General features: G+C 72.5%; 16 protein-coding genes. 11 read left to right on the top strand and 5 right to left on the bottom strand.

The window, feature by feature from the left end; all coding sequences use genetic code 11:
* Positions 1-2: 2 nt before the first annotated feature.
* The 5 genes from H4F90_RS00295 to H4F90_RS00275 form a co-directional block, all read right to left on the bottom strand.
* Positions 3-680: a FlgO family outer membrane protein gene (locus H4F90_RS00295; protein ID WP_182660367.1), complete on the bottom strand. Its 678-nt coding sequence runs from the start codon at positions 678-680 to the stop codon at positions 3-5.
* A gap of 15 nt (positions 681-695) precedes the next feature.
* Positions 696-1,268, bottom strand: a complete 573-nt coding sequence (locus H4F90_RS00290) for a hypothetical protein (RefSeq protein WP_182660365.1) — start codon at positions 1,266-1,268, stop codon at positions 696-698.
* On the bottom strand, positions 1,265-1,966 hold the full coding sequence (locus H4F90_RS00285) for a tetratricopeptide repeat protein (protein WP_182660363.1): 702 nt from the start codon (positions 1,964-1,966) through the stop codon (positions 1,265-1,267). Before H4F90_RS00285 ends, H4F90_RS00290 begins: the two co-directional genes overlap by 4 nt.
* Complete coding sequence (locus tag H4F90_RS00280; protein WP_182660361.1) at positions 1,963-4,422, bottom strand: pilus assembly protein N-terminal domain-containing protein; 2,460 nt, start codon at positions 4,420-4,422, stop codon at positions 1,963-1,965. The genes H4F90_RS00285 and H4F90_RS00280 overlap by 4 nt, the downstream gene beginning before the upstream one ends.
* A 212-nt stretch (positions 4,423-4,634) precedes the next feature.
* Entirely contained in the window at positions 4,635-5,015 is a 381-nt protein-coding gene (locus H4F90_RS00275) for an ArsR/SmtB family transcription factor (RefSeq protein ID WP_182660359.1), read from the bottom strand.
* Positions 5,016-5,266: 251 nt separating this feature from the next.
* Between H4F90_RS00275 and soxC the strand changes: the two genes are divergently transcribed.
* The 11 genes from soxC (at position 5,267) to H4F90_RS00220 (ending at position 14,904) form a co-directional block, all read left to right on the top strand.
* Positions 5,267-6,646: a sulfite dehydrogenase gene (gene soxC / locus H4F90_RS00270; protein WP_182660357.1), complete on the top strand. Its 1,380-nt coding sequence runs from the start codon at positions 5,267-5,269 to the stop codon at positions 6,644-6,646.
* Positions 6,647-6,653: 7 nt separating this feature from the next.
* Positions 6,654-7,751: a c-type cytochrome gene (locus H4F90_RS00265; protein WP_182662911.1), complete on the top strand. Its 1,098-nt coding sequence runs from the start codon at positions 6,654-6,656 to the stop codon at positions 7,749-7,751.
* A gap of 85 nt (positions 7,752-7,836) precedes the next feature.
* Positions 7,837-8,304 carry a thiosulfate oxidation carrier protein SoxY gene (gene soxY / locus H4F90_RS00260; RefSeq protein WP_182660355.1) on the top strand — a complete coding sequence of 156 codons (468 nt, stop codon included), beginning with the start codon at positions 7,837-7,839 and terminating at the stop codon, positions 8,302-8,304.
* 147 nt (positions 8,305-8,451) lie between these two features.
* Positions 8,452-8,763, top strand: coding sequence for a thiosulfate oxidation carrier complex protein SoxZ (soxZ, locus tag H4F90_RS00255; protein WP_182660353.1), 312 nt, complete (start codon positions 8,452-8,454; stop codon positions 8,761-8,763).
* Positions 8,764-8,900: 137 nt separating this feature from the next.
* Positions 8,901-9,758: a sulfur oxidation c-type cytochrome SoxA gene (gene soxA, locus H4F90_RS00250; protein ID WP_182660351.1), complete on the top strand. Its 858-nt coding sequence runs from the start codon at positions 8,901-8,903 to the stop codon at positions 9,756-9,758.
* A 12-nt stretch (positions 9,759-9,770) separates the two neighbouring features.
* The gene (soxX, locus tag H4F90_RS00245; RefSeq protein ID WP_182660349.1) at positions 9,771-10,412 is read left to right on the top strand and encodes a sulfur oxidation c-type cytochrome SoxX; all 642 of its coding nucleotides are present in this window, start codon (positions 9,771-9,773) and stop codon (positions 10,410-10,412) included.
* Between the two features lie 119 nt (positions 10,413-10,531).
* Entirely contained in the window at positions 10,532-12,265 is a 1,734-nt protein-coding gene (soxB, locus tag H4F90_RS00240) for a thiosulfohydrolase SoxB (protein WP_182660347.1), read from the top strand.
* A gap of 62 nt (positions 12,266-12,327) precedes the next feature.
* A complete protein-coding gene (locus tag H4F90_RS00235) occupies positions 12,328-12,750 on the top strand; it encodes a DsrE family protein (protein WP_182660345.1) in 423 nt (140 codons plus the stop codon).
* On the top strand, positions 12,731-13,276 hold the full coding sequence (locus H4F90_RS00230; RefSeq protein ID WP_182660343.1) for a GlcG/HbpS family heme-binding protein: 546 nt from the start codon (positions 12,731-12,733) through the stop codon (positions 13,274-13,276). Before H4F90_RS00235 ends, H4F90_RS00230 begins: the two co-directional genes overlap by 20 nt.
* Before the next feature lie 10 nt (positions 13,277-13,286).
* Positions 13,287-14,378 carry an MBL fold metallo-hydrolase gene (locus H4F90_RS00225; RefSeq protein WP_328700780.1) on the top strand — a complete coding sequence of 364 codons (1,092 nt, stop codon included), beginning with the start codon at positions 13,287-13,289 and terminating at the stop codon, positions 14,376-14,378.
* Positions 14,371-14,904: a TlpA disulfide reductase family protein gene (locus H4F90_RS00220; protein WP_182660341.1), complete on the top strand. Its 534-nt coding sequence runs from the start codon at positions 14,371-14,373 to the stop codon at positions 14,902-14,904. The genes H4F90_RS00225 and H4F90_RS00220 overlap by 8 nt, the downstream gene beginning before the upstream one ends.
* Positions 14,905-14,954: the final 50 nt, after the last annotated feature.

Here is a 14,954-nt window from a genome sequence, read left to right as displayed (position 1 = left end):
CTTCAGCGCAGCGGCGGCTGCCGGCGGTCGTAGTCGCGGATCGCGTCGTAGAGCGTGCCGCGCCCGGCCGGGGTCGTGGCAGGCCCGTCGGGCACGCGGCGCAGCGTCTCGGTGCGCTCGTCGACGGCCACCGCGTACTGGCTGGCGGCCAGCACGCGGGCATCGTCGAGCCGCACCAGGCGCAGGTTGATGCGGGTGGCCTCGCGCGAGCGGGTGTAGGTGCCGATCAGGACCACCTGGGCGAGGTGCTGGCGCGCCAGCTCGGCGGCGTCGCGGGAGAGCATGAGCTCGCCCTGGTCGGCCCGGATCACCAGGCCTTCGCGCAGCCGCAGCTCCTTGACGCCCAGGCCGTGCTGGGCCAGCCGGCCGGCCACCTGCTCGGCCACGAGGCGGCCGAGGGGCGAGGAGGTCCTGAGGTCGTCCAGCGCGACCAGGCTGCTGACCAGCAGGGTCTCGCCGCGGCCGAGGCCGGCCTGGCGCCAGGCGGCGGCGAGCTCGTCCCCGGCCTGCTCGCTGCTGCGGGTCAGCGGATCGGGGCTCAGCGGCAGGGCCGGCGTGGCCCGCAGGTCGACGCCAGCGGCCTGCGGCGGCAGGACGCAGCCGGCCAGCGCGAGGCCCAGGCCCAGCAGGACGGCCAGGCCGGCACGCCGGCCGGGAAGGGAAGCAGGGGCGGAAGGCATGGCCGGTTCCTAGGTTCAGCGCGCGAGGACGGGCACCGTGCGGGCGGGCGCCACGCCGGGCGCGGCGCGGTAGAGCGCCAGGTCCTCGTCGCGCAGGTAGACGGCCTGGCTGCGATGCAGCAGCCAGGGGCCGCTGCCCTCGCGCAGACGGGTGTGCAGCAGGGCCTCGTGCTGCGGAATCGGGCGGTTCAGCAGATCGTCCGGCGCGGCGACCGGCCCCTGGTTGGCGCGGCCGGGGGCGAAGCCGAAGAGCTGGATCTCGGTCTGCACCTGCAGCGTCGCCTCGGGCTGTACGCGCAGGCCGGCGCGGTGCAGCTCGGTCTGCAGGAGCCCCTGCCAGGCGCGGGCCAGCGGGCTGTCGGGCTGCGCCGCCGCGACGGCGAGCGGCCGGCCGGCCAGCCCGGCCTGCTGCAGGGCCTGCGCGATCTCGGCGGCCTGGCGCGCCGCACCCAGCTGCCAGTGCTGGACGGCCAGCCATTCGGGCTGGGCCTGGGGCGGCGCGTCCAGCGGGACGGGCAGGCGGGCGCGCGGCCCGGCACAGCCTTGCAGCAGCAGGACGAGGGCGAGACAGGGCAGCGTGGCGTTCATCGGGGGGCTCCTCGGGCGTCGGCGTCCGCCGCCGGTGCGGCCAGGCCGTGGCGCTGGCGCATGCGGCCGACTTCATCCTCCAGGGGGCGGATCTGGTCGGGCGGCGCCAGGCGCAGGGCCTCGTCGTAGGCGCGCAGCGCGGGCAGCGGGCTGCTGGCGGCGTCGAGCACGCGGGCCTGCAGGCGATGGGCCTGCCAGACCTGCGGGTCCAGCTGCACGGCCAGCCGGGCGGTGCGCTGGGCCGGCAGGTGCTGACCGTTGCGGGACTGGGCGAGCGCGAGGTCGCCATAGAGCGGGGCGTACTCGGGCCGCAGCTCGATGGCGGCGCGCAGCTCGGTGATGGCCTCGGCGTAGCGCTTGAGCTTGGCCAGGCACTGGCCCTGGGCACGCCGCGCGCGGCCGAGCTCGGCCTGGGCCTGGGGGTCGGCCGCGTGGTGGGCGATGGCTTCCGGCAGCTGCTGGACCACGGCCTGGCAGGCGGCCAGCACGCTGGGGCCGTCGGCCGACTGGGCCGCGACCTTCTCGGCCTCGGCCAGCAGCGTGCTGCGGCGGGTGGTTTCGCGCTGTTCGCGCAGCAAGAGCAGGCCGGCAGCCACCAGCAGCAGCAGGGCCAGCAGGCCGAGCAGCATGGGCCGCCCGCGGATCCCGAGGCGGGCTTCGTCCGCGGCAGCCGCCCGGCGCAGGCTGAAGCGCTTCATGGCCGGCCCCCGGGCGCCGAAGCCGCCCCGAGGGCCCGGGCGCGAACGGCCTCCAGGGCCTCGGGCGCCAGGCCCTCGAGCGTGCGGGCGGTGGGGCGGAGCTCACGCCGGGCCGCAGGCGCAGCGGCAGGCGGCGCGACGGCAGGCGGCGCGGCGACCGGGGGCGCGGGCGTTGCCGGCGGGGACGGGGCCCGGGCTTCCGGGGCCGGAACCGGCTCGAGCCGCGGCGCGGCCGACACCGGGGCGGCGGGGTCCGGTCCTGCGGGCGGGGCGAGGGCAGGTGCCGGGGCACCCGGCGTGGGCCGCGGCTCGAGGCGTTCGCCCGGCGCCAGGGTCTCGGCCGCGTCCGGGGCGGACGGAGGCAGCGCGCCGCCCAGGACCGGGGCGTCCTCTTCCTGCGGCGGCACCTTGCGCGCGGTGATCGTGATGATCAGCTCGTTGCGCGCCTTGCGGCCGGTCTTGGACTGGAACAGGCGGCCCAGCACCGGGAGGTCGCCGATGAAGGGGACCTTGCTCAGCTCCTGGCTGTCCTCGGAGCTGATCAGGCCGGCGACGGCCCAGGTTTCGCCGTCGGCGGTCTCGGTCAGGGTCTGGACGGTGCGCTGGCTGAAGGAGGGCACCGGGTTGCCGCCGATGGTGATGGTGCGGGCGAAGTCGGGGGTGGAGATGCGCTGGTCCAGCACCAGGCTGATGCGGCCGTCTTCCAGCACCGTGGGGCGCAGGAAGAGCTGCACGCCGAAGGGCCGGAAGAAGACGCTGGTGGCGTTGGTGGTGGTCGTGCCGCCGAGGGCCGAGTTGGTCGTGATCGCCGTGTTGGAGTCGGGCAGGGGAATCTCGCCGCCGACCTGGAAGGTGACCAGCTCGCCGCTGACGGCGGTCAGCAGGGGCTCGGACAGCGAGGTGGCCGCGCCCTTCTGCTCCACGGCCTGCAGGAAGGCGGAGATGGAAATCTTGCTGCCGATCTGCAGCAGGCCGACGAGGTTGGCCGCCCCGACATTGATGCTGTTGGCGACGGTGTTGTTGCTCGTGGTGCTGCTGCCGGTGGTGAAGTTGTTGCCCGTCGGGGCGCCTCCGGGCAGCGTGGACACGACCCCGCCGGTCAGGTTGCCGACGGCCACGCGCGAGCCGTCGATGCGCCAGTTGATGCCCATCTGGTCGGTCAGGTCGCGGTCCACCGCGACGAGCCGGATCTTGACCTCGACCCGCGGCTGGCTGCGGACCTTGATGAGGGCCAGGGCCTTGCCCTCGGCAATGAGCACGCTGTCCGCCCGGGACAGGTTCTGGTTGATGTTGCCCTTGGGCGGCGAGGGGCGGAAGAGGCCCAGGCGGGCGGCCGCGCCGCCAACACCGCCCACGCCCGCCGCGCCGCCGAGCCCCGCCACGCCGCCCACGCCGACGCCGCCGGCCGTGCCGAGGCTGCGGTTCGACCCGCCCGCGCCGCCGGCGCCCCCCACCCCGCCGACCCCGGCGGTGTAGGGGTCGCGGCCCGCGACCAGGATGCCGCCGCGGTCGGCGATCGGGCGCAGGCCGTTGGGGCGGTAGGCCCCGTCGGAGACGAAGCTCTCGATCAGCGAGAGCGCCCGGGCGTGGACGGTGGGGTTGGCCACCGTGCCCTTGATGTGGAGCACGGTGTTGACTTCGCTGACCTTCAGGCTCGGGTCGAGCGCGGCGAGCAGGCCTTCGAGCTGGAGGGCTCGGGTGGCCAGCACTTCCTCGGAATGCAGCAGGTCGATGATCTGCGGCGCGCCCTCGCCCAGCTCGCGCACGCGGGTGATGGTGGTGCTGAGGTCGCGGCCGGCCTCGCCGGCGGCCGGCCGCGGCGTGACGGGCTGCGGGGCGATGCCGCCCGCCCCGGCCTCGGCGGCCCCCTCCTCGTCCTCGTCATCGAGCTGGGGCAGGCCGGGTTCGGCGGCCGAGGCCGCCGCCGCAGCGCCGGGCGTGGCGGTGCTGCGGCTGAGGACCTGGCGGCTTTCGCGGATCTGGTAGCTCGCGTCACCGACGAAGCTGAGCGCGGCATCGAGCGCACGGCGGCGCAGCTGCTCGGTGCGGACGGTGCCCGTCAGGACCAGGGCGTTGCGGTTCGGGTCGGTGTCGATGCGGATGCGCGGGTCCAGGCGCAGCAGCTGCTCGCGCAGCGCGCTGACGTCGTGGGTGACGAAGACCCGGTGCTCCTCGAACTGGCCCTGCTTGCCGAAGAACATCAGCGAGGTGGCGCCGGTGCGGCCGCCGTTGATCAGCACGCGGCGCGGCGTGATGGCGGTGGCCCGCAGCACGCCGGGGCTGCCCACGGCGATGCTCGCCACATCGAAGGGCACTTCGACGAGGCGCGAATGCGAGCGGTGCACCTCCAGGCGCTGCGCCCAGGCCAGGGCCGCGGGCAGGGCCAGCAACAGCAGGGCGAGGGAGCGGCCGGCGCGAAGCCGGGCCGGCTGGACTCGCGTCAGGCGTGAGGTCATGGAAGGCAGGGGATCAGGGTCTGAGCCTGGCGGACCGACCGGGCGCAGGCATGCGCCCCGCACGGCCGGCTCCGTTCAGCGGCCGCCGATCTTCGCGGAGCCCCCACCGGGAAATCCACCCGAAGGGTGGTAGACGATGCCCGTGAAAACGCCTAGGCCATCGCGGCACGCGCCCGGCGTCCGGCGCAGCCCCTGCCGGACGGGGCGCCCACTCAGGCCTTGCGGCGGCTGCGCCGGACCGGCTCGGCAGGCACCGCCACCGGGACCGGGGCCGGAGCCGGCGGCTGCTCGGCGAGGTCCATCGCGATCTGCGTGCAGACCGCACGGCAGAGCGTGGCGGCCTGCTCATTGACCAGGCGGTAGAAGACCTGGGTGCCCTCACGGCGCCGGCCGAGGATGCCGGTGCGGTAGAGCGTGGCGAGGTGCTGCGACAGATTGGGCTGGGTCGTCTCAATCTCGGCGAGCAGCTGGGAGACGTTCTTCTCCTCGCGGCACAGCGCACTGATCAGCTTGAGCCGGATCGGCGTGGCCAGCAGCGAGAACAGCTCGGCCGCGGACTCAAAGACTTGGTCGGCTTCCAGGGCTGTGCTCATCAAGGTCTCCGCGGCTCGGTCCAGGCGCCGGACGAGGGGCCGGACGCGCTGCGCAGGGCGGGGTGCCCTTCCATCGAATCATAACGATGCAGGCATGAAGCCCGCTGCCGGAGGGCGCTGACCTGCGCCTGACGCCCCCACGATCCCGGCGCCCGGGAACACCCGGGGCCACCCGCCATGCGCCTTTGGTTAATATTTGCGCGTGCTTATATTGTGATTTGCTGCTTCAAGCAGCCGCGAGGAGACCATCGATGGACAAGCCTGCCTCGGGCCGCCTGCTCAAGGCCCCCGAGAACTTCCTGGACGCGCAGGGCATCGAGCGCGTGAAGGCCGAGGCCCGCGATGGCCGACGTGATTTCATTCGCAGCGCCTTTGCCGCAGCCCTGGCCGGGGGCGGTGCCGCCGCGGCCTCATCGGCCCAGGCGGCGGCCAACCCGGTGCCGCCCGAGGGCGGGGATCCGAACATCCTGAACCTGCCGGCGCACACCACCGGCCTGGGGCAGCCGGTGGTCACCGACGGCTACGGCAAACCGTCGAAGTACGAGTCCAACGTCCAGCGCCGCCCCAGCCCGGGCCTGACGCAGACGGCCCAGGCCTCGGTGAGCTTCGCGCCGCTGCAGAGCCTGTTCGGCATCGTCACGCCCAGCGGCCTGCACTTCGAGCGCCACCACCAGGGCTGGTGGGACATCGATCCCTCCAAGCACCGGCTGATGGTCAATGGCTCGGACGAGACGATGCTCAAGCGTCCGATGGTCTTCACGCTCGACGAGCTGATGCGCCTGCCCAGCGTGAGCCGCTTCCATTTCATCGAGTGCGGCGCCAACACCGGCATGGAGTGGGGCAATGTCGCGGTGCCGACCTGCCAGTACAGCCACGGCATGATCAGCTGCAGCGAGTTCACCGGCGTGCCGCTGATCCATGTGCTGAACCTCTGCGGCGCCGACCTCAAGCGCGGCCGCTTCGTGCTGGCCGAGGGCGCCGACGGCTCCTCGATGACCCGCACCATCCCGATGTCGCTGATCGAGAGCGGCGAGGTGCTGCTGGCCTACGGCCAGAACGGCGAGATGCTGCGCCCGGAGAACGGCTACCCGCTGCGCCTGGTGGTGCCGGGCGTGCAGGGCGTGAGCTGGGTGAAGTACCTGCGCCGCATCGAGCTGGGGGACCAGCCCTATGGCGCCAAGGACGAGGTCATGCACTACATCGACCTGATGCCCGGCGGCGTCCACCGCCAGTACACCTCGCTGCAGGAGGTCAAGAGCGTGGTCACCACGCCCTCGGGCGGCCAGGTGCTGCTGGACAAGGGCTACTACAACGTCTCCGGCCTGGCCTGGTCGGGTCGCGGCCGGATCACCCAGGTCGACGTCTCGGTCGACGGCGGCCGCAACTGGCGGCCCGCCCGCCTGCAGGGCCCGGTGATGAGCAAGTGCCTGACGCGCTTCAACGCCGACTGGGTCTGGGACGGCAAGCCCGCGCTGGTGATGAGCCGCGCCACCGACGAGACCGGCCACGTGCAACCGACCTACACCGCGCTGCGCGCCGTGCGCGGCTCGCGCTCGATCTATCACAACAACGCCATCCAGACCTGGCATGTGCAGGAAAGCGGGGAGGTGAAGAATGTCCAGCTCGCTTGAGAAGGCGATGCGCCCGCTGCAGGCCGCCCTGCTCGCGGCGGCCCTGCTGGCCACCGCGCCGGCGCTGCATGCGCAGGCCGCCCCCAAGGCCCGGGCCGCCGCGGCCGCCCCGGCGGACTTCCCCGGCATCGGCCGCGGCGCGACCGCCAAGGAGATCCAGGCCTGGGACATCGACGTGCGCCCCGACTTCAAGGGCCTGCCGCCCGGCGAAGGCTCGGTCGCCCTCGGCATGGACGTCTGGGAGGGCAAGTGCGCCTCCTGCCACGGCATCTTCGGCGAGAGCAATGAAGTGTTCTCGCCGCTGATCGGCGGCACGACCGCCGAGGATGTGAAGACCGGCCGCGTCGCCCGCCTGACCGACCCCGGCTTCCCCGGCCGCACCACGCTGATGAAGGTCTCCAGTGTCTCGACGCTGTGGGACTACATCCACCGCGCCATGCCGTGGAACCAGCCGAAGTCCCTCAAGCCCAACGAGGTCTACGCCGTCACGGCCTACCTGCTGAACATGGGCGGCGTGCTGCCGGATGACTTCGTGCTGTCCGACCGCAACATCGCCGAGGTGCAGAAGCGCCTGCCCAACCGCGCCGGCGTCAACACCGTGCACGGCCTGTGGCCCGGCCCCGAATTCGGCGGCCACAGCAAGCCGGACGTCCAGGGCTCGGCCTGCATGAAGAACTGCCCGGCGGAGGCCAAGATCGCCTCCTTCCTGCCGGCCCATGCCATGGACGCGCACGGCAACCTGGCGGAGCAGCAGCGCGCGGTCGGCGCCCAGAAGGGCCTGAACACCAGCCGCCCCGGCAGCGCGGCCCCTGCCGCCGCGCCCAAGCCCGCCGCGGAGGCCGGCACGGCCGCTGCGGTCGCGCTCGCGCAGAAGAACAGCTGCACGGCCTGCCACGGCATGGAGCACAAGCTGGTCGGCCCCGGCTTCCAGGAGATCGCGAAGAAACACGGCAGCCGCGCCGACGCGGTCGCCTACCTGACCGGCAAGATCAAGCAGGGGGGCGCCGGCGTTTGGGGCAACATCCCGATGCCGCCGCAGTCGCTCAGCGACGACGAGGCCCGCCTGATCGCCGGCTGGCTGGCCGCTGGCGCCGCCAAGCCCTGATCTCAGCCCCCAAGCCGCCGTACCCCGGCCCCGACCGCGGCCCCACCCGCAGCCGCCTGATTTCCAAGGATCCCAAGGAGCAACGATGCAAACCCGTCGACAGATGCTGCAACGCAGCGCCACCGTGGCCGGCCTGCTGGCCAGCGCCGGCCTGATGAGCCTGCCCGGCCTCGCCCTGGCCGCCGACTACAACAAGGCTGCCTTCGACGCCAAGACCATGGCCGACCTGATGAAGGCCCTGGGTGCCGGCGCGCCGGTCGAGAGCAAGGACGTGACGATCACCGGCCCGGACATCGCCGAGAACGGCGCCGTCGTGCCGCTGGGTGCCTCGACCAGCCTGGCGGGCGTGAAGAGCATGCTGATCCTGGTCGAGAAGAACCCCTCGATCCTGACCGCCAAGTTCGACGTGAGCGACAGCGTCGAGGCCGCGGTGCAGACCCGCGCCAAGATGGGCCAGTCCTCCAACGTCTATGCCGTGGCCCTGATGGCCGATGGCAAGGTGCTGTTCGCGCAAAAGGAAGTCAAGGTCACCCTCGGCGGCTGCGGTGGGTGAGCCCGGAGACGTGGGCGTCCCTGCGGACGCCTGCGTGCCTGGCGAACCGGGCGAGCTCCGCGCGCCCGTGGGAACCCAAGCTCACATCCTGAGCCGCCGACCCTCCCCGACATCCCCGAACGTTTCACCCATTCAAGGAGTTACCCCATGGCCGATCCGATGAAGATCCGCGCACAGATGGCCGGCGACAAGGCCACCGTCCGCGTCCTGATGAGCCACGAGATGGAGACCGGTCAGCGCAAGGACGCGTCCGGCGCCCTGATTCCCGCCTGGTTCATCCAGAGCGTGACCGCCAAGCACAACGGCAAGGTCGTGATGGAGGCCCAGTGGGGCCCGGCGATCTCCAAGAACCCCTACCTGCAGTTCGCCGTCAAGGGCGCCAAGGCCGGCGACAAGATCGCCGTGAGCTGGGTCGACAACAAGGGCGACAGCCGCACCGACGAAGCCACCGTGTCCTGATCCCGCGCCCTGCCCGGGGCCGGCGGCACGCCAGCCCCGGCTGCCTCCGCAGGGGGACCACGCCGCCCGAGCGCCGTCGCCAAGACGACGGCCCACCCCGCCCCAGCACCGACCGGGGCCGCACGAGGAGACACGACATGGCACCCAGCAAGACGTCCCGGGCCCCGCGCCTGCGCCTGATCGCCACGGCCCTGGCCCTGGCGGGCGGCGCCGCGCTGCTGGCCGGCCCGCCCCCGGTCAGCGCGCAAGCCGCGCCGGCCAAGTCGACGGCCGACGGCATTGCCGAATACCGCAAGATGCTGGAGGACGGCAACCCGGCCGAGCTCTTCGAGCTCAAGGGCGAGTCGCTCTGGAAGGAAGCCCGCGGCCCAAAGAAGGCCAGCCTGGAAGGCTGCGACCTGGGCCAGGGCAAGGGCGTGGTCAAGGGCGCCTTCGTCACGCTGCCGCGCTTCTTCGCCGACACCGGCCGGGTGCAGGACCTGGAATCCCGCCTGCTGAGCTGCATGGAGACCCTGCAGGGCTTCAAGGCCGACGAGATCGCCAAGACCGAGTTCGGCAAGGGCGAGCAGAAGACGCTGGAGGCCCTGGTGGCCTGGATCAGCGCCGAATCGCGCGGCATGAAGATGAACCTGCCCAGCGCGCACCCGGAAGAGCAGCGCATGTACGAGCTGGGCAAGCGCGCCTTCTTCTACCGCGGCGGGCCCTATGACTTTGCCTGCGCGACCTGCCACGGCGCGGAAGGCCAGCGCATCCGCCTGCAGGATCTGCCGGACCTGCGCAAGAACCCGGGCGACGGCGTGGGCTTCGCCGCCTGGCCGGCCTACCGCGTGTCGGCCGGCCAGCTCTGGGGCATGCAGCGGCGGCTGAACGACTGCTTCCGCCAGCAGCGCTTCCCTTACCCGGGCTTCGGCTCGGAGGTGACGATCGCCCTGGCCAGCTACATGGGCCTCAATGCCAAGGGCGCCGAATCGATCGCCCCGGCGATCAAGCGCTGAGGAGACGCCCCGATGAAATCCCTGACCGCCACCCTCCCCGCCGCCCTGTGGCTGGCCGCCTGCGCGACCGGGCCCAGCCCGGCCGAGCTGGACGCCCAGGCCGCCGCGATGATGCAGGCCTCCTTCAGCGACAAGGGCATCGCCACCGTCGCGCGCTTGCAGCAGGACGAGGCCAATGCCGCCTGCTCGCAGGCCGAGGCCCGCGGCAAGCCGCTGACGGCAGCCCAGACCCAGGCCCTCGAAGCCGCCAACTTCAAGACCATCCAGTGGCCGAAGGATGGCCAGTTCCTCGGCGACTGGAAGGAGGGCGAGAAGATCGCCCAGAGCGGCCGTGGCAACACCTGGACGGACAAGGCCGGCGAAGCCAACGGCGGCAATTGCTACAACTGCCACCAGATCAGCAAGGCCGAGCTGTCCTTCGGCACCATCGGCCCCAGCCTCTACCAGTACGGCAAGCTGCGTGGCGTGGCCGACCCGGCCGATCCGGCGTCCAGGGCCATCGTCGAATACACCTGGGGCAAGCTGTGGAATGCGAAGGCCTACAACGCCTGTTCCGCCATGCCCCGCGCCGGCCACGCCGGCATCCTCACCGAGCAGCAGATCAAGCATGTGATGGCCTTGCTGCTGGACCCGAAGTCCCCGGTCAACCAGTGAGCCCGGCCGCCCGCCGGCGCGAGCTGCGCTGCGACCGGAGCCCCTTCTTCTCCTCGTGATTCGGGGCCCGTCCCGGGCCCCTCTTTTCTGTGCGCCCTTCAGGGCGTCAGGCCGCTGCCATGAATCTGTCCAAACGCGATTTCGTCCGACTGCTGGGCCTTGCCGCCGCCGCCGGCCTGCCGCTGGCCCGCCACGCCTCGGCGGAGGCGGCAGCCGGCTCGCTGTATGACCTGCCGCCGGCCTTCAAGGGCCCGGGCGCGGTGTCCTTCCTGCACATGACGGACTGCCATGCGCAGCTCCTGCCCATCTATTTCCGCGAGCCCAGCGTGAACCTGGGCATCGGCAGCATGCGTGGCCAGGTGCCGCACCTGGTCGGCGAGCACCTGCTGAAGCAGGCCGGCCTCCGCCCCGGGACGGCCGAGGCCCATGCCCTGGCCTTCAACGACTTCGAGAAGGCCGCGGCCAGGTTCGGCCAGGTCGGCGGCTTCGCCCACCTGGCCACCCTGGTCCAGCGCATGAAGGCCAGCCGCCCGGGTGCCCTGCTGCTCGACGGCGGCGACACCTGGCAGGGCAGCGCCACCAGCCTGTGGACCAACGCCCAGGACATGGTCGACGCCTGCAAGCTGCTGGGCGTGGACGTGATGACCGGCCACTGGGAGTTCACCTATGGCATGGAGCGGGTCAAGGAGATCGTGGAGAAGGACTTCGCCGGCAAGGTGGATTTCGTCGCGCAGAACGTCAAGACCACCGACTTCGGCGACCCCGTCTTCAAGCCCTATGTGATCCGCCCCATCAACGGCGTGCCCTGCGCCATCATCGGCCAGGCCTTCCCCTACACGCCCATCGCCAACCCGCGCTACATGGTGGCCGACTGGAGCTTCGGCATCCAGGACGAGAACCTGCAGGCCATGGTCGACGAGGCGCGCGGCAAGGGGGCCCAGGTGGTCGTGGTGATCAGCCACAACGGCATGGACGTGGACCTGAAGATGGCCAGCCGCGTGCGCGGCGTGGACGCGATCTTCGGCGGCCACACCCACGACGGCGTGCCGGTGGCGGTGCCGGTCAAGAACCCTGGCGGCACGACCCTGGTGACCAATGCCGGCAGCAACGGCAAGTTCCTCGGCGTGATGGACTTCAAGGTCGTGGACGGCAAGGTCAGCGACTTCAAGTACCGCCTGCTGCCCGTGTTCTCGAAGATGCTGCCGGCCGACGCCGCCATGGCCGCGCAGATCGCCAAGATCCGCGCGCCCTACGAGGCCAAGCTGAACGAGGTGCTGGCCACCACCGAAGGCACGCTCTACCGCCGCGGCAACTTCAACGGCAGCTGGGACCAGCTGATCTGCGACGCGCTGATCGAGACCCAGGGCGCGCAGATCGCCTTCTCGCCGGGCTTCCGCTGGGGCACCAGCCTGCTGCCGGGCCAGGCCATCACCCGCGAGCTGATGATGGACCAGCTGGCCACCACCTACTCCCACGCGACCGTCACGCCCATGAGCGGCGAGACGATCAAGACCGTGCTGGAGGACGTGGCCGACAACCTCTTCAACGCCGACCCCTACTACCAGCAGGGCGGCGACATGGTGCGCGTCGGCGGCCTGACGTATGCCATCGAGCCCGGCGCCGCCATGGGCCGCCGCATCCAGGACATGCGCCTGGACGGCCAGCCCATCGAGGCCGGCAAGAGCTACAAGGTGGCCGGCTGGGCGCCGGTGTCGGAGGAAGCGGCCAAGGCCGGCCTGCCGCCCGTGTGGGAGCTGGTCGAGCGCTGGCTCAAGGACCAGAAGGTCGTCAAGCCGCGCCGCCTGAACACCCCGCGCCTGATCGGCGTGGACGGCAATCCGGGCCTGGCCTGAGCGCGCGGCCGGCCCACGGCTTAGGCTCACGCCCTCCCCTCCCACCCCTTCCGGAGCCGCGCATGACGACTGCCCTCACCCGCCCCCTCGCCACCCTGCTGCTGGCCGCCGCCTGCGCCCTGCCCGCCTGGGCCGGCGACAAGGTCGTCTACCACGTGAACGACACCGCCAGCCAGGCCCTGGCCACGCTGCGCAACATCCGGAACCATCTCGACACCGACCCCTCCGCCGAGATCACCGTCGTGACCCACGCCTTCGGCGTGGACTTCCTGATGGACGGCATGAAGGACCGCAACGAGGCGCCCTTCGACGCCACGGTGGCCGCGCTCAAGTCGCGCGGCGTGAAGTTCGAGGTCTGCGAGATCACGCTGAAGAACCGCAACCTGAAGAAGGAGCAGTTCATCCAGGAGGCGGACTTCACCCCCTCCGGCGTCGTGCGGCTGACCAAGCTGCAGAAGGAAGGCTATGCCTACATCAAGCCCTGAGCCCCGCCGCCTCGCGGCCCGTTCGGCTGCAGCGTCCCTGCTGGCCCTCACCCTGGGCCTGAGCGCAGCCCCCGGCGGCGCGGCCGAGGCCGCCGCCACCTTCGGCACGACCAGCCTCACCCCCGAGACCGCGCTGCGGGCCGCCCAGGCCGCGCTGGAAAGCTGCCGCAAGGCCGGCTACCAGACCGGGGTGGCGGTGGTCGACCGCAGCGGGGTCCTGCAGGCCTTCGTGCGGGACCGCTTTGCAGGCGCGCACACCGTCGAGGTGGCGGCCAACAAGGCCTGGACCGCGGCCAGCTTCAAGATCCCGACGATGGCCCTGGCCACCGAGACCCAGGCCGGCAAGTCGATGAGCGGCATCCGCACCGCGCATGCCCGTGTCGCGGCCCTCGGCGGCGGCCTGCCCATCGAGGCCGGCGGCAGCCTGGTCGGCGCCATCGGCGTGTCCGGCGCCCCCGGCGGCGAGGCTGACGAGGCCTGCGCGCGCGCCGGCCTGAAGGCCATCGAGGACGCCCTGGCCTTTTGACCCGGTCGGTGTGAACGCCCCCGCCCTGCCCGCCCGTGCCGCCCTGTGCCCGTCCACCGGCCGGGCCGGCGGGCTGCTGCGGCAGGTGCTGCCCGGCCTGCTGCTGGCCCTGGCGCTCGGTCTGGCCGCGGCCGGCCGGCCGGCGCGGGCGCAGCCGACGACCGAGGCCGCGCCCGCCACGCCAGGCCAGGCGCACCCGGCCGGCGGGGCCGACGCCGATTTCCTGCCGGCCGTGGAGATCGAGCCCATCGAGGTGGCCACCGGCGTGTACTACGTGCGCGGCGTCTCGGCCCTGGGCTCGGCCGCCAACGGCAACTTCATCTCGAACGCCGGCTTCGTGATCACCGCGGACGGCGTGGTGCTGATCGACGCACTGGGCTCGCCCCCCCTGGCCGAGCTGCTGCGGGCCGCGATCGCGCGCCTGACGCCGAAGCCGGTCACGCACGTGATCGTGACCCACTACCACGCCGACCATGTCTATGGGCTGCAGGTGTTCAAGGACCGCGGCGCGCAGGTGATCGCCCAGGCCCGCGGCCGCGACTACCTGCCCTCCGACACCGCGCGTCGCCGCCTGGAGGAAAGCCGGCTCACCCTGGCGCCCTGGGTGGACGAGCGCACGCGCCTGGTCGCCGCGGACCGCTGGGTCGAGGACCGGCTGACGCTGGAGATCGGCGGCCGTCGCTTCGAGCTGGAAGCCCTGGGCCCGGCCCATACCCCCGACGACCTGGCCGTGCACCTGCCCGAGCTGGGCGTGAGCTTCGTCGGCGACCTGGCCTTCCGCGGCCGCATTCCCTTTGTCGGCCAGGCCGACAGCCGGGCCTGGATCGTCGCGCTCGACCGCCTGCTGGCCCGGCCGCTGGACCTGCTGGTGCCCGGCCACGGCCCGCACACCACCCAGGCCCGTGCCGATCTGCAGCTCACCCGCGACTACCTGGTCGATCTGCGCCGGCAGATGGGCCGTGCCGCCCGGGAGCTGCTGCCCTTCGACGAGGCCTATGCCCAGGCCGACTGGTCGCGCTACCGCGGCCTGCCGCTGTTCCAGGCGGCCCACCGCATGAATGCCTACAACACCTACCTGCTGATGGAGCGCGAGGATGAGTGAGGCCCGCCGCCGCCTGCTGCAGGCCGGGCTGGGCACGCTGCTGCTGCCCGCCGGCGCGCCGCCAAAGGCCGCCCCGGCGACGCCGCCGCGGCCCGATCCGCTGGCACGGGGCGACCGGGTGAACTGGCCGCAGCCCCTGCCCCTGCTCGACGGCGGCCTGCTCGACCTCCAGGCCCTGCACGACCAGGCCGTGGTGCTGGTCTTCTGGGCCAGCTACTGCCCCTTCTGCCGCCGCCACAACCCGCATGTGCAGGCCCTGCACCGGGCCGCGGCCGGCAAGCCGCTGCGGGTGCTGACCGCCAGCTTCGACCGGCCCGAGGCCGCCCGGGCCTACCTGCGGCAGAACGCCTACGACTTCCCGGTCACGCTGGAGGCCAAGCGCCTGGCGCCCCTGTTCAGCACGCGCGACGTGCTGCCGCTGACGGTGGTGATCGACCGTGGCGGCCGCCTGCGCGAGGTGATCCCCGGCGAGATGTTCGCCGAGGACGTGGCCGAGCTGATCCGCTACGCCGACCGGCCGGCCTGAGCGCCGCGCAGGGTCGGGGCCGAACCCAGGTGCCGGGGCCGGCCCGGCCT

It is taken from the genome of Aquariibacter albus (assembly GCF_014145335.1).
GTDB classification, from domain to species: Bacteria; Pseudomonadota; Gammaproteobacteria; order Burkholderiales; family Burkholderiaceae_C; genus Aquariibacter; species Aquariibacter albus.
Note: the sequence above shows the minus strand (reverse complement) of the source record. Positions and strands in the feature narration are given on the sequence as shown.

Excerpts from the sequence above, each read along its gene's own strand:
- H4F90_RS00295 (WP_182660367.1), bottom strand. The coding sequence starts at position 680 with ATGCCTTCCGCCCCTGCTTCCCTTCCCGGCCGGCGTGCCGGCCTGGCC.
- H4F90_RS00235 (WP_182660345.1), top strand. The coding sequence starts at position 12,328 with ATGACGACTGCCCTCACCCGCCCCCTCGCCACCCTGCTGCTGGCCGCC.
- soxX (WP_182660349.1), top strand. The coding sequence starts at position 9,771 with ATGAAATCCCTGACCGCCACCCTCCCCGCCGCCCTGTGGCTGGCCGCC.
- soxC (WP_182660357.1), top strand. The coding sequence starts at position 5,267 with ATGGACAAGCCTGCCTCGGGCCGCCTGCTCAAGGCCCCCGAGAACTTC.
- soxB (WP_182660347.1), top strand. The coding sequence starts at position 10,532 with ATGAATCTGTCCAAACGCGATTTCGTCCGACTGCTGGGCCTTGCCGCC.
- soxZ (WP_182660353.1), top strand. The coding sequence starts at position 8,452 with ATGGCCGATCCGATGAAGATCCGCGCACAGATGGCCGGCGACAAGGCC.
- soxA (WP_182660351.1), top strand. The coding sequence starts at position 8,901 with ATGGCACCCAGCAAGACGTCCCGGGCCCCGCGCCTGCGCCTGATCGCC.
- H4F90_RS00230 (WP_182660343.1), top strand. The coding sequence starts at position 12,731 with ATGCCTACATCAAGCCCTGAGCCCCGCCGCCTCGCGGCCCGTTCGGCT.
- H4F90_RS00280 (WP_182660361.1), bottom strand. The coding sequence starts at position 4,422 with ATGACCTCACGCCTGACGCGAGTCCAGCCGGCCCGGCTTCGCGCCGGC.
- H4F90_RS00290 (WP_182660365.1), bottom strand. The coding sequence starts at position 1,268 with ATGAACGCCACGCTGCCCTGTCTCGCCCTCGTCCTGCTGCTGCAAGGC.
- H4F90_RS00275 (WP_182660359.1), bottom strand. The coding sequence starts at position 5,015 with ATGAGCACAGCCCTGGAAGCCGACCAAGTCTTTGAGTCCGCGGCCGAG.
- H4F90_RS00220 (WP_182660341.1), top strand. The coding sequence starts at position 14,371 with ATGAGTGAGGCCCGCCGCCGCCTGCTGCAGGCCGGGCTGGGCACGCTG.
- soxY (WP_182660355.1), top strand. The coding sequence starts at position 7,837 with ATGCAAACCCGTCGACAGATGCTGCAACGCAGCGCCACCGTGGCCGGC.
- H4F90_RS00265 (WP_182662911.1), top strand. The coding sequence starts at position 6,654 with ATGCGCCCGCTGCAGGCCGCCCTGCTCGCGGCGGCCCTGCTGGCCACC.
- H4F90_RS00285 (WP_182660363.1), bottom strand. The coding sequence starts at position 1,966 with ATGAAGCGCTTCAGCCTGCGCCGGGCGGCTGCCGCGGACGAAGCCCGC.